Genomic DNA, 22,057 nt, shown 5'->3' on the forward strand with positions numbered 1-22,057 from the left:
ATCTGTCAAAAATAATGTAAATTCGAATTTTGCATTAAAGTTCAAACCATGAAAAAATACATATCGATCTCTCTTTCTTTCTTTTTGATTTCGCTATGCTTTTCGCAAGTGCGAGATACGGCCGCAGTTGCCCACACGGTTGATAAATGGCATTTTTCGGCGGCAAATGCTGATTTCAATACTTATTTCGATCTATTACATACGGAATCGATATTTATCGGAACCGATGCGACCGAACGCTGGAATAAACCCGAATTCATGGAATATGCAAAACCACATTTTGATAAAGGTCGTGCCTGGGATTTTAAATCTCTTGTCCGTTTTGTGAATTTTTCTGTAGATGGTCAAACTGCTTGGGTAGATGAATTGTTAGATACTCAGATGAAAATCTGTAGAGGTTCGGGTGTTTTGGTTTTGGAACGAGGCGAATGGCTTATTAAACAATATGTACTTTCCATAACAATACCTAATGACATGGTGGAGACGATAGTACCACTCAAAGCACTTCAAGAGGATAAAATCATCGAACAAATACGTTCGGATAAATAAATATAAAGGAGAAAAACACATGATAATCCAACACCAACAAGAAACAAGTAAAGGTCGCTTCGTAGCCTTAGAGGACGGAAAGCAGATCGGAGAGATGTCCTATTCCGTAGCCGGAACCGATAAAATCATCATCGATCGTACCGAAGTCGATCCCGAAGAGAAAGGAAAGGGTATAGGACATGTTATGCTATATAAAGCGGTAGAATATGCTCGGGATAATACAATTAAAATCCTTCCCTTATGTCCTTTTGCTAAGGCCTCATTCGATCGGGATGTTAATATACGTGATGTATTATTTACATAATAATTTTCGATCATCAAAATTTATTTCCCAAAATAGCAGATCCACCGAAAGATAAGATTTGTTATTTTGGGATGACGTATATTCTTCACCCTTTTGATCTTCCTAAGTCATAATTAACCCTTTTATGGCGATTTAGATTTGATTTTCTTATCTTTAGGCGAATTTTAAAAATAGCGCACTTCGTGTCGGCAAAATTTAACTTTACTTCAATGAAAATTAATAATACACAATAAAAATTATGTCATCTAAAATCATTTACACTAAGACAGATGAAGCTCCTTTATTAGCAACATACTCGTTCTTACCTATTGTTCAAGCATTTGCTAAGACGGCTGATATCGATGTTGAATTAAGAGATATTTCATTAGCAGGCCGTATTCTCGCTAATTTTCCGGACTATTTAACACCCGATCAAAAAACGGCTGATGCATTAGCCGAACTCGGCCAATTGGCTACTCAACCTGACGCAAACATCATTAAATTACCAAATATTTCAGCTTCTATTCCCCAGTTGAAGGGAGCTATTGCGGAGTTACAAAAAGCAGGATATAATGTACCCAATTATCCAGATAATGCGGGTTCGGAAGAAGAAGAAAATATTAAAGCCGTTTATGCTAAAGTGTTAGGTTCGGCTGTAAACCCTGTTTTACGTGAAGGAAACTCGGATCGCCGTGCACCTAAGGCCGTGAAAAACTATGCTAAAGCTAATCCACACTCCATGGGTGCTTGGTCTGCGGAAAGCAAAACCAAAGTTGCTTCTATGCAAGATGGTGATTTTTATGCGACAGAAAAATCGATAACCATAGAAGACGATTCACAATTTAAAATAGAGTTTGTGAACAACGATGGTGTCGTTAAGGAACTAAAAGGGTTGGCTAATTTAAAAGCAGGCGAGGTAATCGATTCATCCGTTCTAAATTTAGGAAAATTAAAATCATTTGTAGCTGCGACGATCGAAGAAGCAAAAGCTGAAGGCGTACTATTATCGGCGCATCTAAAAGCAACAATGATGAAGGTTTCTGATCCGATTATTTTCGGTGCGATTGTAGAAGTATATTTTAAAGACGTCTTTGCAAAATATGGAGAGCTATTTGACCAACTGGGTATCAATAAAAATAATGGACTAGGAGAGGTATACGCTAGGATAACCGGACAGGCTCAGGAAGCTGAAGTAAAAGCAGCTATTGAAACAGCCATCGCAAATGGCCCGGATCTAGCCATGGTTAATTCAGATAGAGGGATTACTAACCTCCACGTACCTTCGGATGTAATCGTAGACGCTTCGATGCCGGCCATGATCCGTACCTCAGGACAGATGTGGAATAAAGATGGTAAATCGCAAGATACGATCGCAATTATTCCAGATCGTTCGTACGCTGGTATTTACCAGGCAACAATTGATGACTGTAAAGAAAACGGAGCATTAGATCCAACTACTATGGGATCTGTTCCTAATGTGGGTTTAATGGCACAGAAGGCGGAAGAGTATGGTTCGCATGATAAAACTTTCCAAGCAATCACTACAGGTACGATCCGGGTAGTAGATGCTAATGGAAGTGTTCTATTGCAACAAGCTGTTGAAGAGGGGGATATCTTCCGTATGTGTCAAACAAAAGATGCACCTATTCAAGACTGGGTTAAACTAGCCGTAAACCGTGCGCGTCTGTCAGCTACTCCAGCGGTGTTTTGGTTGGACGAAAATCGTGCTCACGATAGAGAAATCATTAAAAAGGTAGAGAAATATTTGGGAGATTTTGATACTAACGGATTGGATATTTTCGTTATGAACCCTGTTGAAGCGACTAAGTTCTCCTTGGATCGCATTCGCCAAGGATTAGATACTATTTCAGTAACTGGTAATGTATTACGTGATTACTTAACTGATTTATTCCCGATTCTTGAAGTGGGAACTTCAGCGAAAATGTTATCTATCGTTCCATTAATGAATGGTGGTGGCCTTTTTGAAACAGGCGCTGGTGGTTCGGCTCCTAAACACGTTGAGCAATTCTTGGAAGAAGGATATCTTCGTTGGGATTCATTGGGTGAATTCTTAGCTTTAGGAGCTTCTTTGGAGCATCTGTCACAAACACAAAATAACCCTAAAGCATTAGTGCTAGCGGAAGCTTTGGATGTTGCAACAGAAAAATTCCTGGCTAATGACAAATCGCCGGCACGTAAAGTAGGTCAGATAGACAACCGTGGTTCGCATTATTATCTGACAGCATATTGGGCGGAAGCATTGGCAGCACAAACAAAAGATCCTGAGCTAGCCGCTAATTTTGCACCTTTGGCGAAGGTATTATCTGAAAATGAGACCAAAATAAACGAAGAACTGATTGAAGCACAAGGTAAAAAACAGGATATCGGCGGATATTATTTCCCTAATGATGACTTGGCGACTGAAGCTTTACGTCCTTCAAAAACATTAAACGATGCGATTGCTACGCTGTAAATTTTTGTAATAATAAATAATAGAGATAAATAAAAAATCCTCATTCTTTCGGATGAGGATTTTTTATTGAACGGGATTCCTGTATCTTTCTATTTCAATTTATAAGTTACCCCATCAAATGTCATTTTAACGGGTAGAATGTAGCCATCTCTGTCGAATTTCATTTCGTCAATGCAAGTTACGCGTTCGCTCGCTCCGGTTTTGCCAAGTGGTCTGCGGTGGTAAACCATATAGTACTTATCTTTATTAGGCACCTGAATAACCGAATGATGCCCAGCACCAGTGGCAATTTCTGGATCTTGCTCGAGGATGGTGTTGATACGTTCGAAAGGACCGAATGGAGAGTCTGCAATGGCATAGGCAACTTTATAATCCGGTCCGGTCCATCCTCCCTCAGACCACATAAAATAATATTTATTATTCCGGATAAACATAAATGGACCTTCTACATAATCTTTGGGGGTGATTTCTTTGTAATAACTCCCGTCATCGAAAGGTAAAATGCCGGTAAAATCCGGTTTGAGTTTTACTATATTGCAATGTTTCCAACCACCATAATACATGTAGTACGTACCATCTTTATCCTTAAATACAAATTGATCGATAGGTTGCGCTCCATTAATGATCTTATTAATCAATGGCTTACCGATCAAATCTTTATAGGGGCCTTCAGGTTTGTCTGCAACAGCAACACCTATGCCACCTACTTCACCTTCATGGACATCATTGGCTCCAAAAAATAAATAATATTTCCCATCCTTTTCGATTACAGCAGGTGCCCACATAGCGCGTTTGGCCCATTTTACTTCAGTTGTATCCAGGATTCGAGAATGCTTGGTCCAAGTTTTTAGATCCTTAGAGGAGAAGGCATCAAAAAAGATTTGGTCTTCGTATGCTGCCGAGAAAGTAGGATATATCCAAAAAGTATTGTTGTAAACGATACCCTCTGGATCGGCATAATAGCCTTCAAAAACGGGATTTTGTTGTGCTTGTACCGTAAGGTTAGCTGCAAAAAAGAGTGTAATTAATAGTTTCTTCATTTGTATATAGGTTTTATCCCAAAAATATAAAAACAAATAAAAATGCGCAAGAGATTATTTAAAAGGTTTTAGCATTATACACCAATATGCTATTTCAGTACATTACTGACCATTGAACTCATGATAGATTAACCGTACGTTTTCCTGTTCGGCTCCACCTTCAATAACCATTTTGTCGCGAAAGCCTGTTTCATTCAACCGTTTTTCTTGCTTTTTAGTTTTCCAGATATTGATAACTGCCAGTCTACCGATTGTGGTGGAGGATAGACCCAATTGATCACAGGAGTAGTCGCCCAGTAAATAGCGGTTATAATAGAGATGAACTTCGCGCATCATTTGCCGCATAAGCGGTTGCTTTGGATAATGAGCATGTATAGGCTCGTCTTTTAGTGCCGTAGCTAATGCTAAGGTATCTTCATCACCTTCGCGTTGGGTCATAGTCCAATAGAATAAGGCCTCAATAGCTTCATTTTCATTCTCTGGAATAATCTCTAGCGGTATACCCAATAGGTAGCCAATGTATTTCCAGAGATGAAAAAGACCATCTATTTCTTCGTCGGTTGGTTGTATACCCATACGTCGGAGTCCAACCAAGAATACAAGTGAAAAACCTAAATTAGTTGCCAACATATCCCAACTATTGAGTGGTACACCCCATTTATTGCTATCCCAATCTGTCTTTCCAAGTATATTGACACGGGCAAAAGAATGTATCATACGAGTAGACAATATATGCTTGAATCCCAGATTAGGACTTTCCAACGCATTTTCTTTCGTGATCTGAACCCAAAACTCAACGGTTTCGGTGAGTCGCTTAGCAGCTCCCTTTTTAAGGGCACCTGTATAGATCAAGGGCTTGTTTATAGCCGCAGATTCGTATCCCCCCATTAAACAATAATCTCGGAGAACGATAAGAGAAGTTAATCCTGGACGCCTGCTTAATTCGGCTCCAACCTGCAATCTTTTCCTGTCTAGCCAATCAGGATTGATATCGATGTGCTTAAAGAAGTCGTCAAACACGGTTTTTCGCTCTTTGGTAATCGGATTTTGATCAATATAATCGAAAAGACATGCATTGCCACGGACAAATCCTACGTGTTCGAAGAGATCAAGCACAACTTGATCTCCTAGGCGATCCCATTGGTACAATAGTGGAATAAATTTTTCGGAAATTGTCAAATCAGGTACATACCCCAGCCGGTTAAGTAATTCTTTGCCCATGCCTTGCGACCAATAATGCGCAAAAGAGGTATTGTTGTATTTAAAGCGATAAGGGATATGCGTCATGTGATTTACTATTAATTGTTTACAGACCAGTTAAAATACATCGCCGTTGCAATCAGATAATCATCAGGACGCTTTACAAAGGTAAAATCGACGTAATCGACAACACAGGATTCGATATCACTGCAACAAAATTGCCGTTCAATTGCAAAGTGCATTCGAAATCTACCTGTATTTTTGCTGATGTCATAGTGCCAATGGTTGATGTGTAGGTCACCTATTTGTGGCCCCCCATCTTTGTCTGCTACGACTTCCAATAAGGATTCCTTTAGCGCTGTCAATTGTAATTGAGATAGTCTGACAAGAAGTGATTGCGGGTCAAAGTTGCAGTCTAGGATATCCAAATCAGATACCACAATAGCCATATCAATCTGTATGTTCTCGTTCATAGGATACTATTTTTTCATGCTGTTTCCAGTCTTTTACAAATCGGTCTAGGAGACGGATTCGCTCTTGGGCATCAATATGCACTAAACACATTACTGCTTCTCCACAAATAAACGAAATAAATCCGATTGACTTTTGGATTAATTCTGACGAGAACGTGATGCGCTTATCCCTAGTACAAACGGTGAAATAATTTGTTTTCATTTTCCGTACTTTAATTTCGGAAATGAATATGTCTAAGTGTTCTTCCCACGCGCCAATCTGAAGAGTAAGCTGTTGTCGTAAAAGAGTGCGTTGTAAATTAGAGACAGTTTTTTTAAGAACGGGATAAGCAGGTGTATATATTTTACCGTGATGGAGATAAGGATTAGCTAATTGGGATTCGATTATAAGAGGGAGGACTGCATCGAAAATCTGAAACTTATCGAACTGCTTTTCGGAATTGGTGTTTGTTACATAATTGTTGATGAGTCGGCTATTGGCCCGTATGTAGGCATATAGCTCGGCTGTCGGTATTGCATACGGCACATGCAGATGAATCATCTGATTTTTATAGGCACCAATCGCAATGACTTTGGAAGAGGATTGAATAACAATATTATATGTGTAGCCGTCTACTTCTATAATCATTTTGTATAAAATAGTTACTTAACATTTTGCGTAGGTTTTATTATGTTTGCATATAATAATTAGTATAAATATGAATAAAATTTTTGTATTGACAGCATTATTATCGACTTCGGCCTATTCTTTTGCCCAAGAAGGTAAAGCAATCGATCTGTCACTTATGGATCAAACAGTTCGTCCCCAAGATGATTTTTATAATTATGTTAATGGGAACTGGATGAAAACAGTAGAAATCCCTTCGGACAAAGCGCGTTGGGGATCTTTTGACGAACTTCGTGAAAATACTGATATAGCCAGTTTGAAAATCTTAAAAGAATCGTTAGATACGAAATTTGAAAAAGGTTCGGACGGTCAAAAAATAGCAGATCTGTATAAATCGTATATCGACTTTACGACGCGCGACCAGATCGGATTAAAACCAATCCAGGATCAGCTACAATCGCTAGACGAGGTGAATAATCTAAAAGATCTATATGAATACTTTGTTGAATACGGTCGAATCGGGGGAAATCCATTTTTTGGAGGATACGTGTACGCCCATATGAAAAATAGCAGTATAAATGCAGTATATCTTGGGGGTGGAAGTTTGGGGTTAGGCCGTTCGTATTACCAAAGTGTTGATGAAAAGAATACAGAAACCTTAGCCGATTATAGCAATTTTATTTCTAAGCTCTATAGTAAAGTAGGCCAAAAAACAAGAGATTTGAAAGGCCCTAAAGTCGTTGAATTCGAAAAATCGATTGCAGCTAATCTGAAAACGATCGAGGAATCACGTGATGCGCAAAAAAGATACAATCCTGTAGCTGTTAAAGACCTGAAAGAACTAGTCAAAAATATAGATGTGGCTCAATATTTAGCCGATCTTGGTTTCAAAGCGGATACGGTGATCATTAGCGAATTGAAATATTACCAAAATTTGGATAAAATCCTAAATCAAACAAATCTTCCGCAAATCAAGGAGTATCTTAAATTCCATATTATTAATGGCGCTACAGGTTACTTAACAAAGGAATTGGACGAATTGTCATTTGATTTTTATGGACGTAAATTGAAAGGACAGAAAGAACAACGCGCGTTAGATAAACGCGGTTTGGAATTTGTAAACGGGACAGTAGGGGATCTGTTGGGTAAATTATATGTAGAGGAACATTTTCCAGAAGAAGCAAAAGCAGCTTGTGAAGAATTGGTGCAGTATTTAATCAAATCCTTCGAAGTGCACATTAATAATTTAGCATGGATGTCGCCCGTGACTAAAGAGAAGGCATTGGAAAAATTAGCAAAATTCAATGTAAAGATAGGATACCCGGATAAATGGAAAGATTATTCGCAGATGAATGTTGGTACTTCGCTATACGATAATGTAAAAAGTATTAATTTATGGGCGTTTCAAGAGAATTTAGAAAAACAGGGGAAACCGGTAGATAAAACGGAATGGGGTATGACGCCACAGACCGTAAATGCTTATTATAGTCCGTTATTTAACGAAATTGTATTTCCAGCGGCAATATTACAACCTCCATTTTACGATTATAAAGCGGATGCTGCAGTTAACTTTGGTGGAATCGGTGCTGTTATTGGTCATGAACTATCTCATGGATTTGATGATTCGGGATCGCAGTACGATGGCAACGGTAATTTGAACAACTGGTGGACGGAAGAAGATAAAGCGGAATTCGATGCGGCTGCCAATGCTTTGGTCGCACAATTTGAAAGATACGAACCTGTTCCAGGTGTATTTGTGAACGGTCGTTTTACATTGGGTGAAAATATTGGTGATCTAGGTGGCTCGTCTGTTGCTTTTGACGCGTTAAAAATGTATTTAAATGACAACGGAAATCCTGGTCAAATTGATGGGTTTACGCCGGAGCAACGCTTCTTCTTGTCGTGGGCAACAATCTGGCGCACCAAAACAACCGATGAGTTTGTGGTAAACCAAGTAAAAACGGACCCACATTCACCAGCCCAATATCGTGCATTTGCACCAATTATTAATTTAGATGGTTTTCATGAGGCTTGGGGTACAATGGAAGGCGATAAGCTTTACGTACCGAAAGATAAACGCATTATCATCTGGTAGATAAACGCAAGAACGTTACAACAAGGAAAGGCCATTTATACAATGGCCTTTTTCTCTTTGGAATCTATTATTTCTTACTTCATATTCCTAATTTCCTCTTGCTCTCGCAGTTTGTCCACATTGTTCTTCTCACCAAACGCTTCGGTCTTATTTTGGAATGATTCTAAGATCTCTTTTATTGCGTCAGAATTATCCGCTGTGCGTTGATAAATATCTGGTATTTTGCTTTCTATGATTTTATCACCAAGTTCAATATTATCAACTTCAATTTTACCGATCTTTTCCAATACTGCTTGTTGACTATTTCTCACGTCTTCCAATTCTCGTGAAATCTTCGCCATTAAATCAAATTGCTTTAATTTATCCATAGTCTTATCATATTTGTTTCTATATGAAGAACGATTGAAGTACAAAATTGTTTTAACAAAAAACAGCTTATTACGAATAAGCTGTTTGTCTATAAAAAAGTTTCTTCTTACGCAGTTTTTCCGGGATAAACTTCCAAGGCTTTTTCTAAACAACGTAAAGCCTTTTTTAAATCTTCTTGATTTAAGACGTACGCCAACCTCACTTCGTCCTCTCCAAATCCTGCTGTACTATAAAATCCTGTGGCTGGCGCCATCATTACGGTTTCATTATTGTAATTAAAGTCCTCCAATATCCATTGACAGAATCTATCCGCATTGTCGATAGGTAGCTTAGCCACAACATAAAAAGCGCCTCCTGGGTTTGGGCAAAATACACCGTTAATACTATTTAAACCACTTACTAGCGTATCTCTTCTTGCAGTGTACTCTTTTGAAACAGCATCAAAATAGGAATCCGGCGTGTCTACTGCGGCCTCTCCTGCGATTTGCCCCTCCAGTGACGGACTTAAACGTGCTTGTGCGAATTTTAAGGCGGTTTGATATAATTCTTTGTTTTTGGTGATTAAACAGCCAATGCGCGCACCGCAGGCCGAGTATCGTTTGGATATTGTATCTAAAACGACGACATGGTTTTCTAAGCCTTCCAAATGCATTGGCGAGATAAATTCTCGACCGTCATAACAAAACTCACGATAGGCTTCATCAGAGAATAAATATAAGTCATATTTAAGACATAAGACACGTAAAGCTTCTAGCTCCTCCTGAGAGTACAGATAACCTGTAGGATTATTTGGGTTACAAATAGCTATAGCTTTTGTTTTTGCTGTGATTACTTTTTCGAATTCTGTGATAGAAGGCAAAGCAAATCCACTATCAATATATGACATAATTGGCTTAATAACAATGTCTGACGAACAGGCAAAGCCATTATAATTGGCGTAAAAAGGTTCCGGAATAATAATTTCTTCACCGGGGTTTAAGCATGCTTGCATCGCGATGGTGATGGCTTCTGAACCGCCATTGGTAACTAATATGTCGGTTGGAGCTATAGAATAGTTTAATTTATTGTAATATTGAGCCAGTTTATTTCTATAAGATGCTGTCCCTTCAGACGCTGTATACGCCCATACTTTAAAGTCGATGTTTTTGAGGGCACTCAACATCCCTTCGGGTGTTTTAATATCGGGCTGGCCGATATTTAAATGATAGATCTTTTTGCCGTCTTTTTTAGCTTGATCTGCAAAGGGGGTTAATTTTCGAATCGGTGAGGCAGGCATATTAATACCTTTTTGTGAAATTTTTGGCATGAAGCATTCATTTTTTTTGTTATGTGCAAACTTAGATAAAATGCTTTGAATTCACGAATGCATAATAGAAATACAGAAACTGATGGCTAAAAAAAAAAGCCACACGAAACCGTGTGGCCTTAACAATATCTGTATTCGATTACTGAACTGTTCCTTTAACAGTAAGGGTTTTCACAGGTGTCTTTGTGTTAGATTTAACCGTGAATGATTTCGTAAATGGACCCTTTGCAGCCGCATTAAAAGTTGCTTTGATTGTTCCGGTTTCTCCGGGTTTAATAGGGGCTTTTGAAAAATCAGCAACCGAACAACCACAAGACGGAGCTACATCCGACAAGATGATAGGGGCATCGCCTGCGTTAGTAAACTTAAATTCGTGTGAAACAGGCGTTCCCTGAGGAATATTACCAAAGTCATGTGTTTCTTTTTCAAACTTAAACTCTCCAATCGCCACACTCATAGCTGTTAAAGAGATAAAAGCTATCATTATCGCTACTACATTTAAAACCTTGTTCATAGTTATTACGTTAAATATTATATTTCAATCTTATTCGTATCTTCAACATACGTACCAAATGTACCACAAATTGGATTGAAAATGGTTTCTAGTCTTTAAATTAACAATATTTTTACAAATTATCCAAACACAACATTAGATAATCCCTTCCTTCAGTAAATCCTGAATATGTACAATTCCTATAAAATTGTCATTCTCGGTTACTAACAACTGCGAGATGTTATTTTCACGCATCTTATGTAACGCATTAACGGCTAGATCGGTAGAGTCGATCATCTTGGGGTGCTGTGCCATAATATCTTTGGCAGTAAGATCCGAAATGTTATCGTATTGTTCGAGCATCCGGCGTATATCTCCGTCGGTAATGATACCAATAATCTGATTCTTTTCAATGACCGCTGTGGCTCCTAGTCTATACTTCGTGATGGTGATAATTACTTTTCTAACATTGTCTTCAGGTGAAACAACTGGTTTACCGTTTTCGTCCGACAAGTCGACTACTTTAAGGTAGAGTTGCTTGCCCAACGCGCCCCCTGGATGATATTTCGCGAAATCTCTATCGGTAAACTGGCGTGCAGATTGGAGGCATACAGCGAGTGCATCGCCCATCGCCAATTGAGCTGTAGTGCTGGTGGTGGGTGCCAAGTTATTCGAACATGCTTCGCGTTCGACTGTCGTATCCAAAATATAATCGGCTTTATCGGCAAGAAACGATGCCGTATTCCCAACTAATGCCACAAGCTTATTTTGACTGTGTTTTAAAAACGGCACTAACACTTTTATCTCTGGGGTGTTACCGCTTTTAGACAAAGCTATAATAAGGTCATCTTTTTGAATTATTCCTAAGTCACCGTGTATTGCATCTGCTGCATGCATGAATATGGCTGGCGTCCCTGTAGAATTTAAGGTAGCTACAATTTTCTGGGCAATGATCGCGCTTTTGCCGATGCCTGTCAATATAACACGACCTTTCAACATCAATATTTCCTCCACTACTAGCTCAAAGTCCATGTTAATTCTAGAAACCAATGCCTGTATCGCCTGAGCCTCAAGCTCTAAAACGCGTATAGCCTCTTTTTTAATGTCTATGTTGTTTTTCACCGAAAAAATGTTATTTTTACTTTAATATTTACAAAAATAAGTTTTTTAACTTAGTTAACTTAAGAGTCTATCTAATTTTGTGTCTGCGTCGATGGAAATAGAAAAATCACTGTTTGATAATCTGCAAGAATTTTTTGGTTTTGATACTTTTAAAGGAGATCAGGAAGCAATTATCACCAATGTATTAAACAAAAAAGATACATTCGTGATCATGCCAACTGGTGGTGGGAAGTCAATTTGTTATCAGTTACCTGCATTAATGAGCGAGGGCACGGCAATAGTCATATCGCCGCTGATTGCGTTAATGAAAAATCAAGTGGATCAGCTTCGAGCTTTCGGGGGGAATGAGAGTATTGCGCATTTCTTGAATTCATCATTGACAAAAGGCGATATAACAAAAGTAAAGGCTGACGTTTCTGCCGGAAAAACAAAGTTGCTCTACGTGGCCCCGGAATCGTTGTCGAAAGAGGATAATGTACTATTCTTAAAATCGATAAAGGTTTCTTTTGTAGCTGTTGATGAAGCACATTGTATTTCTGAATGGGGGCATGATTTTCGTCCTGAATACCGAAAGATACGTCAGATTATAAATGGTATCGGTGATAATATTCCTATTATTGCCCTGACGGCTACTGCAACTCCGAAAGTGCAATCAGACATCCGAAAAAACTTACAAATGAATAATGCAGCATTATTCAAATCTTCGTTTAACCGGTCGAATCTATATTATGAGGTACGACCGAAGAATAAAGTGGTGCGAGAAATTGTTAGATTTATTAAAAACAATTCGGGTAAGACGGGAATTATTTATTGTCTTAGCCGCAAAAAAGTCGAAGAAATTGCCGAAGTTCTTAATATCAATGGAATAAAAGCGCTACCGTATCATGCCGGCCTAGATGCAAAAACACGTGCCGATACACAGGACAAGTTTTTAATGGAAGATGTGGAGGTGATTGTTGCTACTATTGCTTTTGGGATGGGGATAGACAAACCCGATGTAAGGTATGTGATCCACCATGATATTCCGAAATCAATGGAAGGTTATTATCAGGAAACAGGCAGAGCGGGCCGGGATGGGGGAGAAGGTTTGTGTGTGGCATTTTATTCTAAAAAGGATGTCGAAAAACTGACAAAATTCATGAAAGATAAACCTGTGTCCGAACGAGAAATAGGGACACAGATATTGAAAGAAGTAATAGATTATTCTGAATCTTCTGTGTGTCGTCGTAAGCAAATCTTACATTATTTTGGAGAAAAATTTGATGAGACAGGGTGTGATAATATGTGCGACAATTGTAGAGCAGCTAAAACCCAAATTGATGCCGAAGAACCGTTATTCAAGGTGTTAGGTTTTATTAAAGAGCAAGGTGACAAATTTGACGACCACCATATTATTAATGTGTTAATGGGGCAAAATAATCAGCCCGTTTCATCATACAAACATGATGAACACAAATTATTTGGTTCGGGGAAAGAAGATGGTGTAAATTATTGGAACTCGGTGATCCGTCAGGCGGAGCTAGCTGATTTTATAAAAAAAGATATTGATCACTACGGACTATTGACATTAACGGAATCAGGTAAAAAATATCTAAATAATCCGTATGCAATAAAATTCATTATCAATAAACCAATGGAATTTACGGATGAGGATGGGGGAGAAGATGTTTCGCAAAGCTCGGCAGCACTGGATATCGAGTTGCTTAAAATGCTTAGAGACCTCCGAAAAAAGCTAGCTAAGCAAAAATCTTTACCGCCTTTTGTTATCTTTCAAGATCCTTCGCTTGACGAAATGTGTACACATTATCCGATTACATTAGACGAACTGAAACAAATCCATGGTGTCGGATCGGGTAAGGCAATGAAATTTGGGGCACCTTTTATCGAGTTAATTAAACAGTACGTAGAGGATAACAACATTGATAGACCTCAAGATCTTATTGTGAAAAGCACAGCTAATAAGTCCGCATTGAAGGTGTCTATCATCCAAAATATAGATCGTAAAATAGGATTGGACGATATCGCTGCGGCTAAAGGCATAAGCTATGAAGATCTACTCCGAGAAGTAGAATCGATTGTATACTCCGGGACAAAATTAAATATAGGTTATTTTGTCGACGAAATGATTGATCAAGATCTACAGGACGAAGTTTATGATTACTTCAAATCAGCTGAAGTAGATTCTATTAAAGAAGCATTAAAAGAATTGGGTGAAGCAGAATATACGTATGAAGATATTCAATTAATGCGTATTAAGTTTATATCAGAATTGGGAAATTAATATTTACAAATGATTAATACATATTTGCCTCAATTAAAAAACGGGCAATCCGATCAGTTTTTTTTAATGGCCGGACCGTGCGCCATCGAAGGTGAGGAGGTCGCATTAAGAATTGCAGAAAAAATCGTTACCATTACGGATAAATTAAGTATACCTTATGTTTTTAAAGGTTCATACCGTAAAGCAAATCGCTCGCGTGTAGATTCATTTACAGGTATAGGTGATGAAAAGGCGCTAAAGATCTTAGAGAAGGTAGGAAAGGAATTTGGTATTCCTACGGTAACAGATATTCATGAAAGCCATGAGGCGGCGCTCGCTGCAGCCTATGTGGATGTGCTGCAAATACCTGCTTTTTTATGTCGCCAAACTGAATTATTAGTTGCAGCTGCCGAAACTGGCAAAGTGATCAATATTAAGAAGGGTCAATTTTTATCGGCCGAATCGATGAAGTTTGCGGTAGATAAAGTAAATGACTCTGGCAATGAAAAAGTATTCCTTACAGATCGTGGAAATACGTTTGGTTATCAGGACTTAGTCGTTGATTTCAGGGGAATCCCTGTAATGCGTGCGTTTAAGGTACCAACAGTAATGGATTGTACACACTCTTTGCAACAACCCAACCAAACTTCTGGTGTAACTGGTGGCAAACCCGAGTTAATCGAAACCATTGCAAAAGCTGCTATCGCCGTAGGTGTGGATGGACTCTTTATAGAAACACATCCTGATCCTGCAAATGCCAAATCAGATGGTGCTAATATGCTTCATCTGGATCATTTGGAAGGTTTGTTGACAAAGCTCGTACGACTGAGAGAAGCAATTTTGTAGTTTTCCAAAGTTTTCAATAATAACACAAGGTCTAAAAATCAGTTGATTTTTAGACCTTGCTTTTGAAAGATTAATTTTATTAATAAGTAAGGGACGTGATAATAAAAATGAACGTTTAATTTAAACAAATTTCCTTGTCGCTTTGATCACAAGGCGACCTAAATTTTTATTTTCATAGTCCTCACCGCCGGACGGGCTCTTTCTTTTTTTATAAAAAGAAAGAAAAAATCGTCGCTGTGCCCATCTGCCACAAGGGCTAGTGCATCCTCGTGCCATTCGCAAATGGCCAAGGCGACATGGGGCGTGATTGTGAGGATAATGCTTTTTTTGTTGCATCTCTTTGAAGAATCCGGCAGATCTAACAAAGGACGGCCTTATCGGATTTGGACGCGCAGGCAGCAGATGATGCGTTGTATAAACGTACAACTAGCACTTAACCAAGCAGATCTCAGCCTTTGAAACGGGGGATAGTGCGTTGGAGGCCTAAGAGCTGCACGTTGCGTCATCGCGTCGCCGAAACGACAAATACGGTATCGCCTTGATTTTTGTTAAACTTTTTATCCAAGAAAAAGTTTAGGCCATGTCGCGGCCCGAGCGACAAACTGTATAATTAAATTTTTCCTTTATTTCATTAACTCCTACAAAACGGAGCAGCCACCAACAGCAAATTGCCTGATTCGTTTTTTATTTGATCGGTTCGAACGGGACAAAGGGTTGTTTGGGCTCAAAGTGGTTCCAGATAATATTCGAAATTTTTCGGGTCAGCACCTCGGCTTCATTTTGGTCGTTCCAGCTTTGGTCTTTGTTGTTTTTTGTTAATATGCAGAATACATAATCTCCACTCGGTGCATTTACGAGTACAACTTCGCCCCGGGCATCGTTTACCGATCCTGTTTTGGATATCGTATTGATATGAGATGGGATTTGAGATAAAGATCGTCCGTTGTAAAACTGGTTTTTTAAATACCTGTACATCTTATCGGAATATCTTTTATCAATTAATTGGCCATTTCTGATTAATGAGAATAAAGTCGCCATTTCTCGAGGTGTTGTTTGACCCCAACCATATTTTTTCCATATATCTTCCCTTCCAGGAGTCCTGGAATTGATCTTGGTATGTTGTAATCCCAATCTTTCTAAAAGTGGATTTATAGTTGTTCCGCCACCGGCTAATTCCTGCAGCCAAAGTGAGGAAACATTATCACTGTAACTGAGCATCAAAGAGATCATCGTCGAAAGGTCGGTTTGCGTACTGTCCTTGTAAAACTGCATTAGCCCCGATCCTCCGTATACCCTTTTTTCGTCATATCGGAAGGATTGATTTAACTGCAGCTGGCCGTCCGCTATTTTTTGAAACACACCAACTAAAATCGGAACTTTCACGATACTGGCTGTAGGAAATACGGTATCTGCTTGAATTGCGACAAACTTGTTCAGTCGTAAGTGTTGTACATAGATGCCGACATCGCCTTCAAAATGCTGTATTTCATTTTTAAGCTTATCTTCAAGCTTTTTATCAACTTTCTGAGCGAAAAGAATATGGACAGATAAACTCATGGTTAAAAGGAGCACGTAGTTCATAGTGAATATAATAATTTGGTTGTAAATATAAAAAGCATAGAACGAATTCTATGCTTTTTATATGTATTTATTCATTCGTATCGAATAATTGGTAACATTTTTAATTCTAATAGGCAGCAGTGAATCTTTTCTGGACAAATTGTCCATGTTCTAATTCGTCTACTATAGCTACAGCTAAATCTTCCACGGAGAGGGACGATCTACCATTGGAGTCGAAAACAGGATTATCTAAACCAGTTCGGTAACTACCTGTCCGGGTACCTGAAGTCTCCGGATTCATTTCAATGGCAGGACTAAAAAATGTCCAATCTAAATCATTTTCCAATTCCACAAATTTTAAATGTTCAGCTGCAGCTAAAGCACCGGGCTTAAAGTCTCTCGGAAAATCAGACGTATTGACGAGTTGTGTATTTTCATCAACGTATAAACTACCCGCGCCACCAATGACAATGAACCGCTTAACTCCGGATTCTTTGACGGCTTCTAAAATAGAGCGCGCGCCTTGTTTGAAATCTTCATAGAGACGTGGGTTAGCCCATCCCGCATTGAATGCGGAGATTACGGCATCATGGCCTTTAATCACAGCACTTAACGCATTCGTGTCGTTTACGTCGGCTTGTACCGCAAGTACATTAGTTTGGGGTACAATTTTTGAAGGGTCACGGACAATACCAGTGACTTCATGTCTTCTTTCTTTCAATTCTTTGAGAATGGCTGAACCAACGAACCCGCTAGCGCCTATTAATGCTACTTTCATATCTGTGGTTTTGTTTGTGATTTATTTGTTAACACACTAAGCGACTTGTGATAAGCACAACAGTACTAAAACAGATGATGTAGGTAAAAAGTTTAGTGAACATAAGAGATTTTTTGACCTAGAGATACTACAACCCAATAAATTGGATTATAGTATCTAAAAAGTTTAATCTTCTGCTCGGAATTTTTTGTATGAATCCAATATGTAAACTTGTAAATCCTGCGGAGAGGCTACTTGGACAAACTCTAGTGTTGGACGGTATCTTTCTTTAAATAAGGGAATTTCATCTTCAGTAAGGGGAACCAAAGACGCAATAAGTTGGCTGGTAAATTTACGATCAACCTGACGGTTATTTTGTTCAGTAATTAGTAGACTGAGGTTTTTCCGCGCTTCTTTTGCTTTGCGACCAAATAATCGGGAAGGAGAAACGCGTAATCCGCCTTGCTGTTGACTAGCATCGACCACCTTACCTTCATTTTTTGCACGTGCAATTTCTGCGACTAAGCGGCTATCCGTCAAGCGAGTTACCAACACCTCGTTAATAAGAATAGTATTATCCTCACGTAAGAGATAAATTCTCCGCACACCTTCTTCATAAAGAAATGCAGTATCCTTTTGATAACCAGGTAATTCAATTTCTAAGTAATCATAAAGTTTGGCGTCGATTTTAAAATTTCCTTCCCGATCAGTAGTAACTTGTTCTTTGGTGCGCAGATTCGTAATTGTCACGTTGGACAGCGTATGGCTACTTTCTAATTCATATACTATTCCCCTATAATCTTGCGCCTGTATTGGCGCAATAACTCCTGCTATAAGAAAGACGAGCAGGGCTACTAAGTAATTTATTTTATTCATATTATTTCGTGTTCCAGGTGTTATTTTCGGGGTTGATATCAGGAAATACATTTCGTGGATCCAGTTTAACCGTTGTCAATTTTTCTGTGGAATTTATTTTAAATGTCCATCTTATGTTTCTTTCCCAAACTTCCACAGGTAATTTTATCGTGATTTTTTTTCCGCTTTCGGTTGTCGCTTCGATTTCTACCGGCATAGGCAATTTACCCAAATTGTCAATACTCACAATAGCGCCTTTCGACGGATTGGATTCCACATAACGTACGTCGGTAACCGCCTGATCCATCTGCCAGTTATATTGGAACAGCCCTCGCCAAAACCAGTTCAAATTTTCTCCGGTTTCATTTTCCATCAATCTGAAAAAATCATCTGGAGCTGGATGTTTGTAAGCCCATACATCAATGTATTTTTTAAACGCTGGATCAAAGCGATCTTTACCAATGATCTCGTTTCTTAACAAATGGAGTGCAAAAGCGGGTTTATAATACAAAAGAATACCAATATTACGTTCTTTCATATTCTGCGGTGTGGTCATAACTGCGTCTAGATCGGGGTTGAACAAAACAGGTGTCATGCTATTGCGCTGCCCATGTTTGATGTTGTATTCGCCTTTATTAAATACTTCAGTCGAAATGTCATTTATAAAGGTATTAAACCCTTCATCCATCCACCCGTGTAATCTTTCGTTGCTACCGACGATCATTGGAAACCAATTGTGCCCAAATTCATGATCCGTAACTCCCCAGAGATTGGCTGCCTTAGCTTTGTGACCACAGAAAGAGATAGCAGGATATTCCATTCCTCCCACGTTAGAAGCGACATTAACGGCTACGGGATATGGATACTCGTACCATTTTTTTGAATAATGCTCAATCGAAGCTTTTGCGTACTCTGTCGATCTTTCCCAAGCATTTCCTCCATTACTTTCTTTTGGATAAGCCGACAATGCTAATGCAGATTTACCGCTAGGCAGGTTAATCTTTGCACCATCCAATATAAAAGCAGCGGATGAAGCCCAAGCGACATCGTGAGCATTTTTTAAGACATACTTCCAGGTCAGTTCGTTTTTATTTGGTCTAGAAGAACCTTTGGTTACCTCGCTTTCCGAACGAATAAGTACCGTTTCGTTTGAAGTCTTTGCTTGATTATATCGATCCAACTGTTCTTTGGTAAACACTTCATCTGGATTAAGTAGTTCGCCTCCCATAACCACAATATGATTGGCAGGAGCGGTAATCTCTACATCGTAATCTCCAAATTCCAAATAAAACTCGCCCGGTCCGGTATAGGGATGTGTATTCCATCCAAGAATATCGTCGAAGACACATACTCTTGGATACCATTGCGCAATTGCATATATATTGCCGTTCTGTGTAGCCAAGATACCTGTACGATCTGCTCCATATTCTGGAATGGTAAATTCAAAATCCATGCTAAATGATACGCTCCCTCCATTGGCCTTTAATGGTTTAGGTAAATTAAGCCGCATACGTGTGTCACTGATACTGTAAGTGATATCGGACTCCGAATCTACTCTGACATTTCGAATGGCATATCCACCGTTAAAGGTATTCGTAGAATTTCCATAACGACTGTCTTGAAGTGGAATTGTGGCCTGTCCCCTCGAATCTGTATTAAATAAATTCTGATCCAACTGTAACCAAATGAAGTCGAGATCTTCGGGGCTATTATTAATATAGGTTGTAGCTACTGAACCTGTTATGTGATTGATCTTATCATTAAGTTTGACCTTAATGTTATAATTTGCCGCATTTTGCCAATAAGAAGGACCTGGTTTACCGCTCGCAGAACGGTACAAGGTGCCGTTGCTTTTGTAAAAATCTGTAGCAAATGCTTCGGTATAATTATATAAACTCTTTTCCTGAGCTCCAACAGAAGCGGAAATAAATAGACAAGCGATCGTTAAGGCTGTCAGGTATAATCTTTTTATCATACTATTTGGGAGCTTTTAGTGTACTTAAATAAACATTATCATCGAATCCCAAAAGAACGAGATCGTTGCATTCTATAACAGGTCGCTTAATCATACTGTTATTAGCCAACAAAACTTGTATTGCAGACGAAATATCTTTTACATCGTCTTGTTCTTCCTTCGTCAATTTGCGCCAAGTCGTTCCTTTTTTGTTAACTAATTGCTCCCACGATACTTTCTCTGCCCATTCCCTCAATTTCTTTTCCTGGGCAGGTTCCTTTTTGAAATCATGGAATGTATAAGCAATCTTGTGTTCTACCAACCAATCTAAAGCTTTTTTTACTGTGTTACAATTTTTTATGCCGTAAATCTCAACCATATATATAAAGTATTAATCTGAAAGTACGTCTAAAGATACCAATAACTATTAAATAAGAAATAAATGAGCTATATTTTTCTTAGTGTATTTTTTACACTATTCTTTTTGAAAGAACAAAAAAAACACTATCTTTAAACTTCAAAAAACAAAAAGCAATTAAATACAATAAAAATATGAGCCTAAAAGATTTTAAAGGTGTATTGACAGGTGATCAAGTACAAGAATTATTTGAGCTAGCAAAACAGCATAAATTTGCGCTACCTGCTGTAAATATAACGGGAACAAATTCTGTCAATGCTGTTATGGAAACGGCAAAGGCAGTTAATTCTCCTGTAATTATACAGTTATCAAATGGCGGAGCACAATTTTATGCTGGAAAATCATTGAATAATGATGGTTTACAAGCTTGTATTCTAGGCGGAATTTCTGCCGCTCATCATGTACATTTATTAGCAGAGCATTACGGCGTTGCTGTTATCTTGCACACCGACCATGCTGCTAAGAAGCTGCTGCCGTGGATTGATGGTCTATTAGATGCAGGTGAAAAATTCTTCGCTCAAAATGGTAAACCTCTATTTTCTTCTCATATGCTTGATCTTTCCGAAGAATCTATCGAAGAAAATATTGAAATATCCAAAAAATATTTGGAACGTATGAAACCGCTCGGTATGACAGTGGAAATTGAGTTGGGTGTTACGGGAGGAGAAGAAGACGGCGTAGACAATTCGGATGTAGATAGCTCTAAATTATATACACAGCCTGAAGAAGTAGCATATGCGTATGAAGAATTATCTAAAGTTTCTGATAAATTCACTGTAGCAGCGGCCTTTGGTAATGTGCACGGTGTATATAAGCCGGGTAATGTAAAATTACAACCTGTTATCTTAAAAAATTCACAGGATTATGTCCGTGAAAAATACAGCTTGACTGCAGAGAAACCTGTTAATTTTGTATTCCATGGCGGATCCGGTTCTTCTCCTGAAGAAATCTCAGAAGCAATTTCATATGGAGCTATCAAGATGAATATTGACACGGATATGCAATGGGCGTTTTGGGATGGTATCAAAGGCTACGAAGCTAAAAACCACGACTACCTTCAGGCGCAAATTGGTAATCCTGAAGGTACTGATTCACCCAATAAAAAATATTACGATCCCCGCGTTTGGTTACGTAAGGGCGAAGAAGCTTTTGTTGCTCGACTTAAACAGGCTTTTGAAGAATTGAATGCGATCGATGTCAACAGTAAATTGTAGAAGATACAACTACTATCAGAAAGAAGGAGAAGCAATCGCTTCTCCTTCTTTCATTTTAAGGCTAATTTTAAAATGTAACTGCAATAATAAAATGTAACCTATTTTTATACGTGAGCCTGCCACGGCCTGAGCCGTAGAAAATCTAACCAATTACCTTCGCCGAAGGCAATTTCCTTGATCTTG

Annotated in this window: 20 protein-coding genes; 7 read left to right on the plus strand and 13 right to left on the minus strand. The window is 38.7% G+C overall.

The features are described from left to right. Nucleotides 1-48 precede the first annotated feature (48 nt). From C4F40_RS04645 to C4F40_RS04655, 3 genes are all read left to right on the plus strand, one after another. Nucleotides 49-549, plus strand: a complete 501-nt coding sequence (locus C4F40_RS04645; RefSeq protein ID WP_196938192.1) for a nuclear transport factor 2 family protein — start codon at nt 49-51, stop codon at nt 547-549. 19 nt (nt 550-568) lie between these two features. Then, a complete protein-coding gene (locus C4F40_RS04650) occupies nt 569-853 on the plus strand; it encodes a GNAT family N-acetyltransferase (RefSeq protein WP_196938193.1) in 285 nt (94 codons plus the stop codon). A 238-nt stretch (nt 854-1,091) separates the two neighbouring features. After that, nucleotides 1,092-3,305 carry an NADP-dependent isocitrate dehydrogenase gene (locus C4F40_RS04655; protein ID WP_196938194.1) on the plus strand — a complete coding sequence of 738 codons (2,214 nt, stop codon included), beginning with the start codon at nt 1,092-1,094 and terminating at the stop codon, nt 3,303-3,305. A gap of 89 nt (nt 3,306-3,394) precedes the next feature. On the opposite strand, the gene C4F40_RS04660 is transcribed toward C4F40_RS04655, so the two are convergent. The 4 genes from C4F40_RS04660 to C4F40_RS04675 form a co-directional block, all read right to left on the minus strand. Next, nucleotides 3,395-4,345 (minus strand): glycoside hydrolase family 43 protein, encoded by a 951-nt coding sequence (locus tag C4F40_RS04660; protein ID WP_196938195.1) that lies wholly within the window; start codon nt 4,343-4,345, stop codon nt 3,395-3,397. Between the two features lie 102 nt (nt 4,346-4,447). After that, complete coding sequence (locus C4F40_RS04665; RefSeq protein WP_196938196.1) at nt 4,448-5,632, minus strand: oxygenase MpaB family protein; 1,185 nt, start codon at nt 5,630-5,632, stop codon at nt 4,448-4,450. An 11-nt stretch (nt 5,633-5,643) separates the two neighbouring features. Then, nucleotides 5,644-6,018, minus strand: coding sequence for a hypothetical protein (locus tag C4F40_RS04670; protein WP_196938197.1), 375 nt, complete (start codon nt 6,016-6,018; stop codon nt 5,644-5,646). Further along, the gene (locus C4F40_RS04675) at nt 5,996-6,646 is read right to left on the minus strand and encodes a YgjP-like metallopeptidase domain-containing protein (RefSeq protein ID WP_196938198.1); all 651 of its coding nucleotides are present in this window, start codon (nt 6,644-6,646) and stop codon (nt 5,996-5,998) included. Before C4F40_RS04675 ends, C4F40_RS04670 begins: the two co-directional genes overlap by 23 nt. Before the next feature lie 70 nt (nt 6,647-6,716). On the opposite strand from C4F40_RS04675, the gene C4F40_RS04680 reads away from it, so the two are divergent. Continuing rightward, nucleotides 6,717-8,720: a M13 family metallopeptidase gene (locus C4F40_RS04680; protein ID WP_196938199.1), complete on the plus strand. Its 2,004-nt coding sequence runs from the start codon at nt 6,717-6,719 to the stop codon at nt 8,718-8,720. Between the two features lie 74 nt (nt 8,721-8,794). Here the strand turns inward: C4F40_RS04680 and C4F40_RS04685 are convergent, their stop codons facing one another. The 4 genes from C4F40_RS04685 to C4F40_RS04700 form a co-directional block, all read right to left on the minus strand. Beyond that, nucleotides 8,795-9,088: a hypothetical protein gene (locus C4F40_RS04685; protein WP_196938200.1), complete on the minus strand. Its 294-nt coding sequence runs from the start codon at nt 9,086-9,088 to the stop codon at nt 8,795-8,797. Nucleotides 9,089-9,195: 107 nt separating this feature from the next. Then, a complete protein-coding gene (locus tag C4F40_RS04690; protein ID WP_196938201.1) occupies nt 9,196-10,395 on the minus strand; it encodes a pyridoxal phosphate-dependent aminotransferase in 1,200 nt (399 codons plus the stop codon). Nucleotides 10,396-10,534: 139 nt separating this feature from the next. Further along, complete coding sequence (locus C4F40_RS04695) at nt 10,535-10,909, minus strand: DUF1573 domain-containing protein (RefSeq protein ID WP_196938202.1); 375 nt, start codon at nt 10,907-10,909, stop codon at nt 10,535-10,537. Nucleotides 10,910-11,044: 135 nt separating this feature from the next. After that, nucleotides 11,045-12,010, minus strand: a complete 966-nt coding sequence (locus tag C4F40_RS04700; RefSeq protein WP_196938203.1) for a KpsF/GutQ family sugar-phosphate isomerase — start codon at nt 12,008-12,010, stop codon at nt 11,045-11,047. A gap of 91 nt (nt 12,011-12,101) precedes the next feature. Between C4F40_RS04700 and recQ the strand changes: the two genes are divergently transcribed. Both recQ and kdsA read left to right on the plus strand, forming a co-directional pair. Further along, nucleotides 12,102-14,291, plus strand: a complete 2,190-nt coding sequence (recQ, locus tag C4F40_RS04705; protein WP_196938204.1) for a DNA helicase RecQ — start codon at nt 12,102-12,104, stop codon at nt 14,289-14,291. Nucleotides 14,292-14,300: 9 nt separating this feature from the next. Continuing rightward, entirely contained in the window at nt 14,301-15,116 is an 816-nt protein-coding gene (gene kdsA / locus C4F40_RS04710) for a 3-deoxy-8-phosphooctulonate synthase (RefSeq protein ID WP_196938205.1), read from the plus strand. Between the two features lie 684 nt (nt 15,117-15,800). On the opposite strand, the gene C4F40_RS04715 is transcribed toward kdsA, so the two are convergent. From C4F40_RS04715 to C4F40_RS04735, 5 genes are all read right to left on the minus strand, one after another. Then, the gene (locus C4F40_RS04715; RefSeq protein ID WP_231389916.1) at nt 15,801-16,673 is read right to left on the minus strand and encodes a serine hydrolase; all 873 of its coding nucleotides are present in this window, start codon (nt 16,671-16,673) and stop codon (nt 15,801-15,803) included. A 130-nt stretch (nt 16,674-16,803) separates the two neighbouring features. Further along, entirely contained in the window at nt 16,804-17,454 is a 651-nt protein-coding gene (locus C4F40_RS04720) for an NAD(P)-dependent oxidoreductase (protein WP_196938207.1), read from the minus strand. A 165-nt stretch (nt 17,455-17,619) separates the two neighbouring features. After that, nucleotides 17,620-18,309, minus strand: a complete 690-nt coding sequence (locus tag C4F40_RS04725) for a hypothetical protein (protein WP_196938208.1) — start codon at nt 18,307-18,309, stop codon at nt 17,620-17,622. A gap of 1 nt (nt 18,310) precedes the next feature. Continuing rightward, nucleotides 18,311-20,263, minus strand: coding sequence for a M1 family metallopeptidase (locus tag C4F40_RS04730; RefSeq protein WP_196938209.1), 1,953 nt, complete (start codon nt 20,261-20,263; stop codon nt 18,311-18,313). A 1-nt stretch (nt 20,264) separates the two neighbouring features. Next, nucleotides 20,265-20,621, minus strand: a complete 357-nt coding sequence (locus C4F40_RS04735) for an arsenate reductase (protein WP_196938210.1) — start codon at nt 20,619-20,621, stop codon at nt 20,265-20,267. A gap of 173 nt (nt 20,622-20,794) precedes the next feature. Between C4F40_RS04735 and fbaA the strand changes: the two genes are divergently transcribed. After that, on the plus strand, nt 20,795-21,874 hold the full coding sequence (gene fbaA, locus C4F40_RS04740) for a class II fructose-bisphosphate aldolase (RefSeq protein WP_196938211.1): 1,080 nt from the start codon (nt 20,795-20,797) through the stop codon (nt 21,872-21,874). The last annotated feature ends 183 nt before the right edge of the window (nt 21,875-22,057 follow it).

It is taken from the genome of Sphingobacterium pedocola (assembly GCF_015209965.1).
Lineage (GTDB): Bacteria > Bacteroidota > Bacteroidia > Sphingobacteriales > Sphingobacteriaceae > Sphingobacterium > Sphingobacterium pedocola.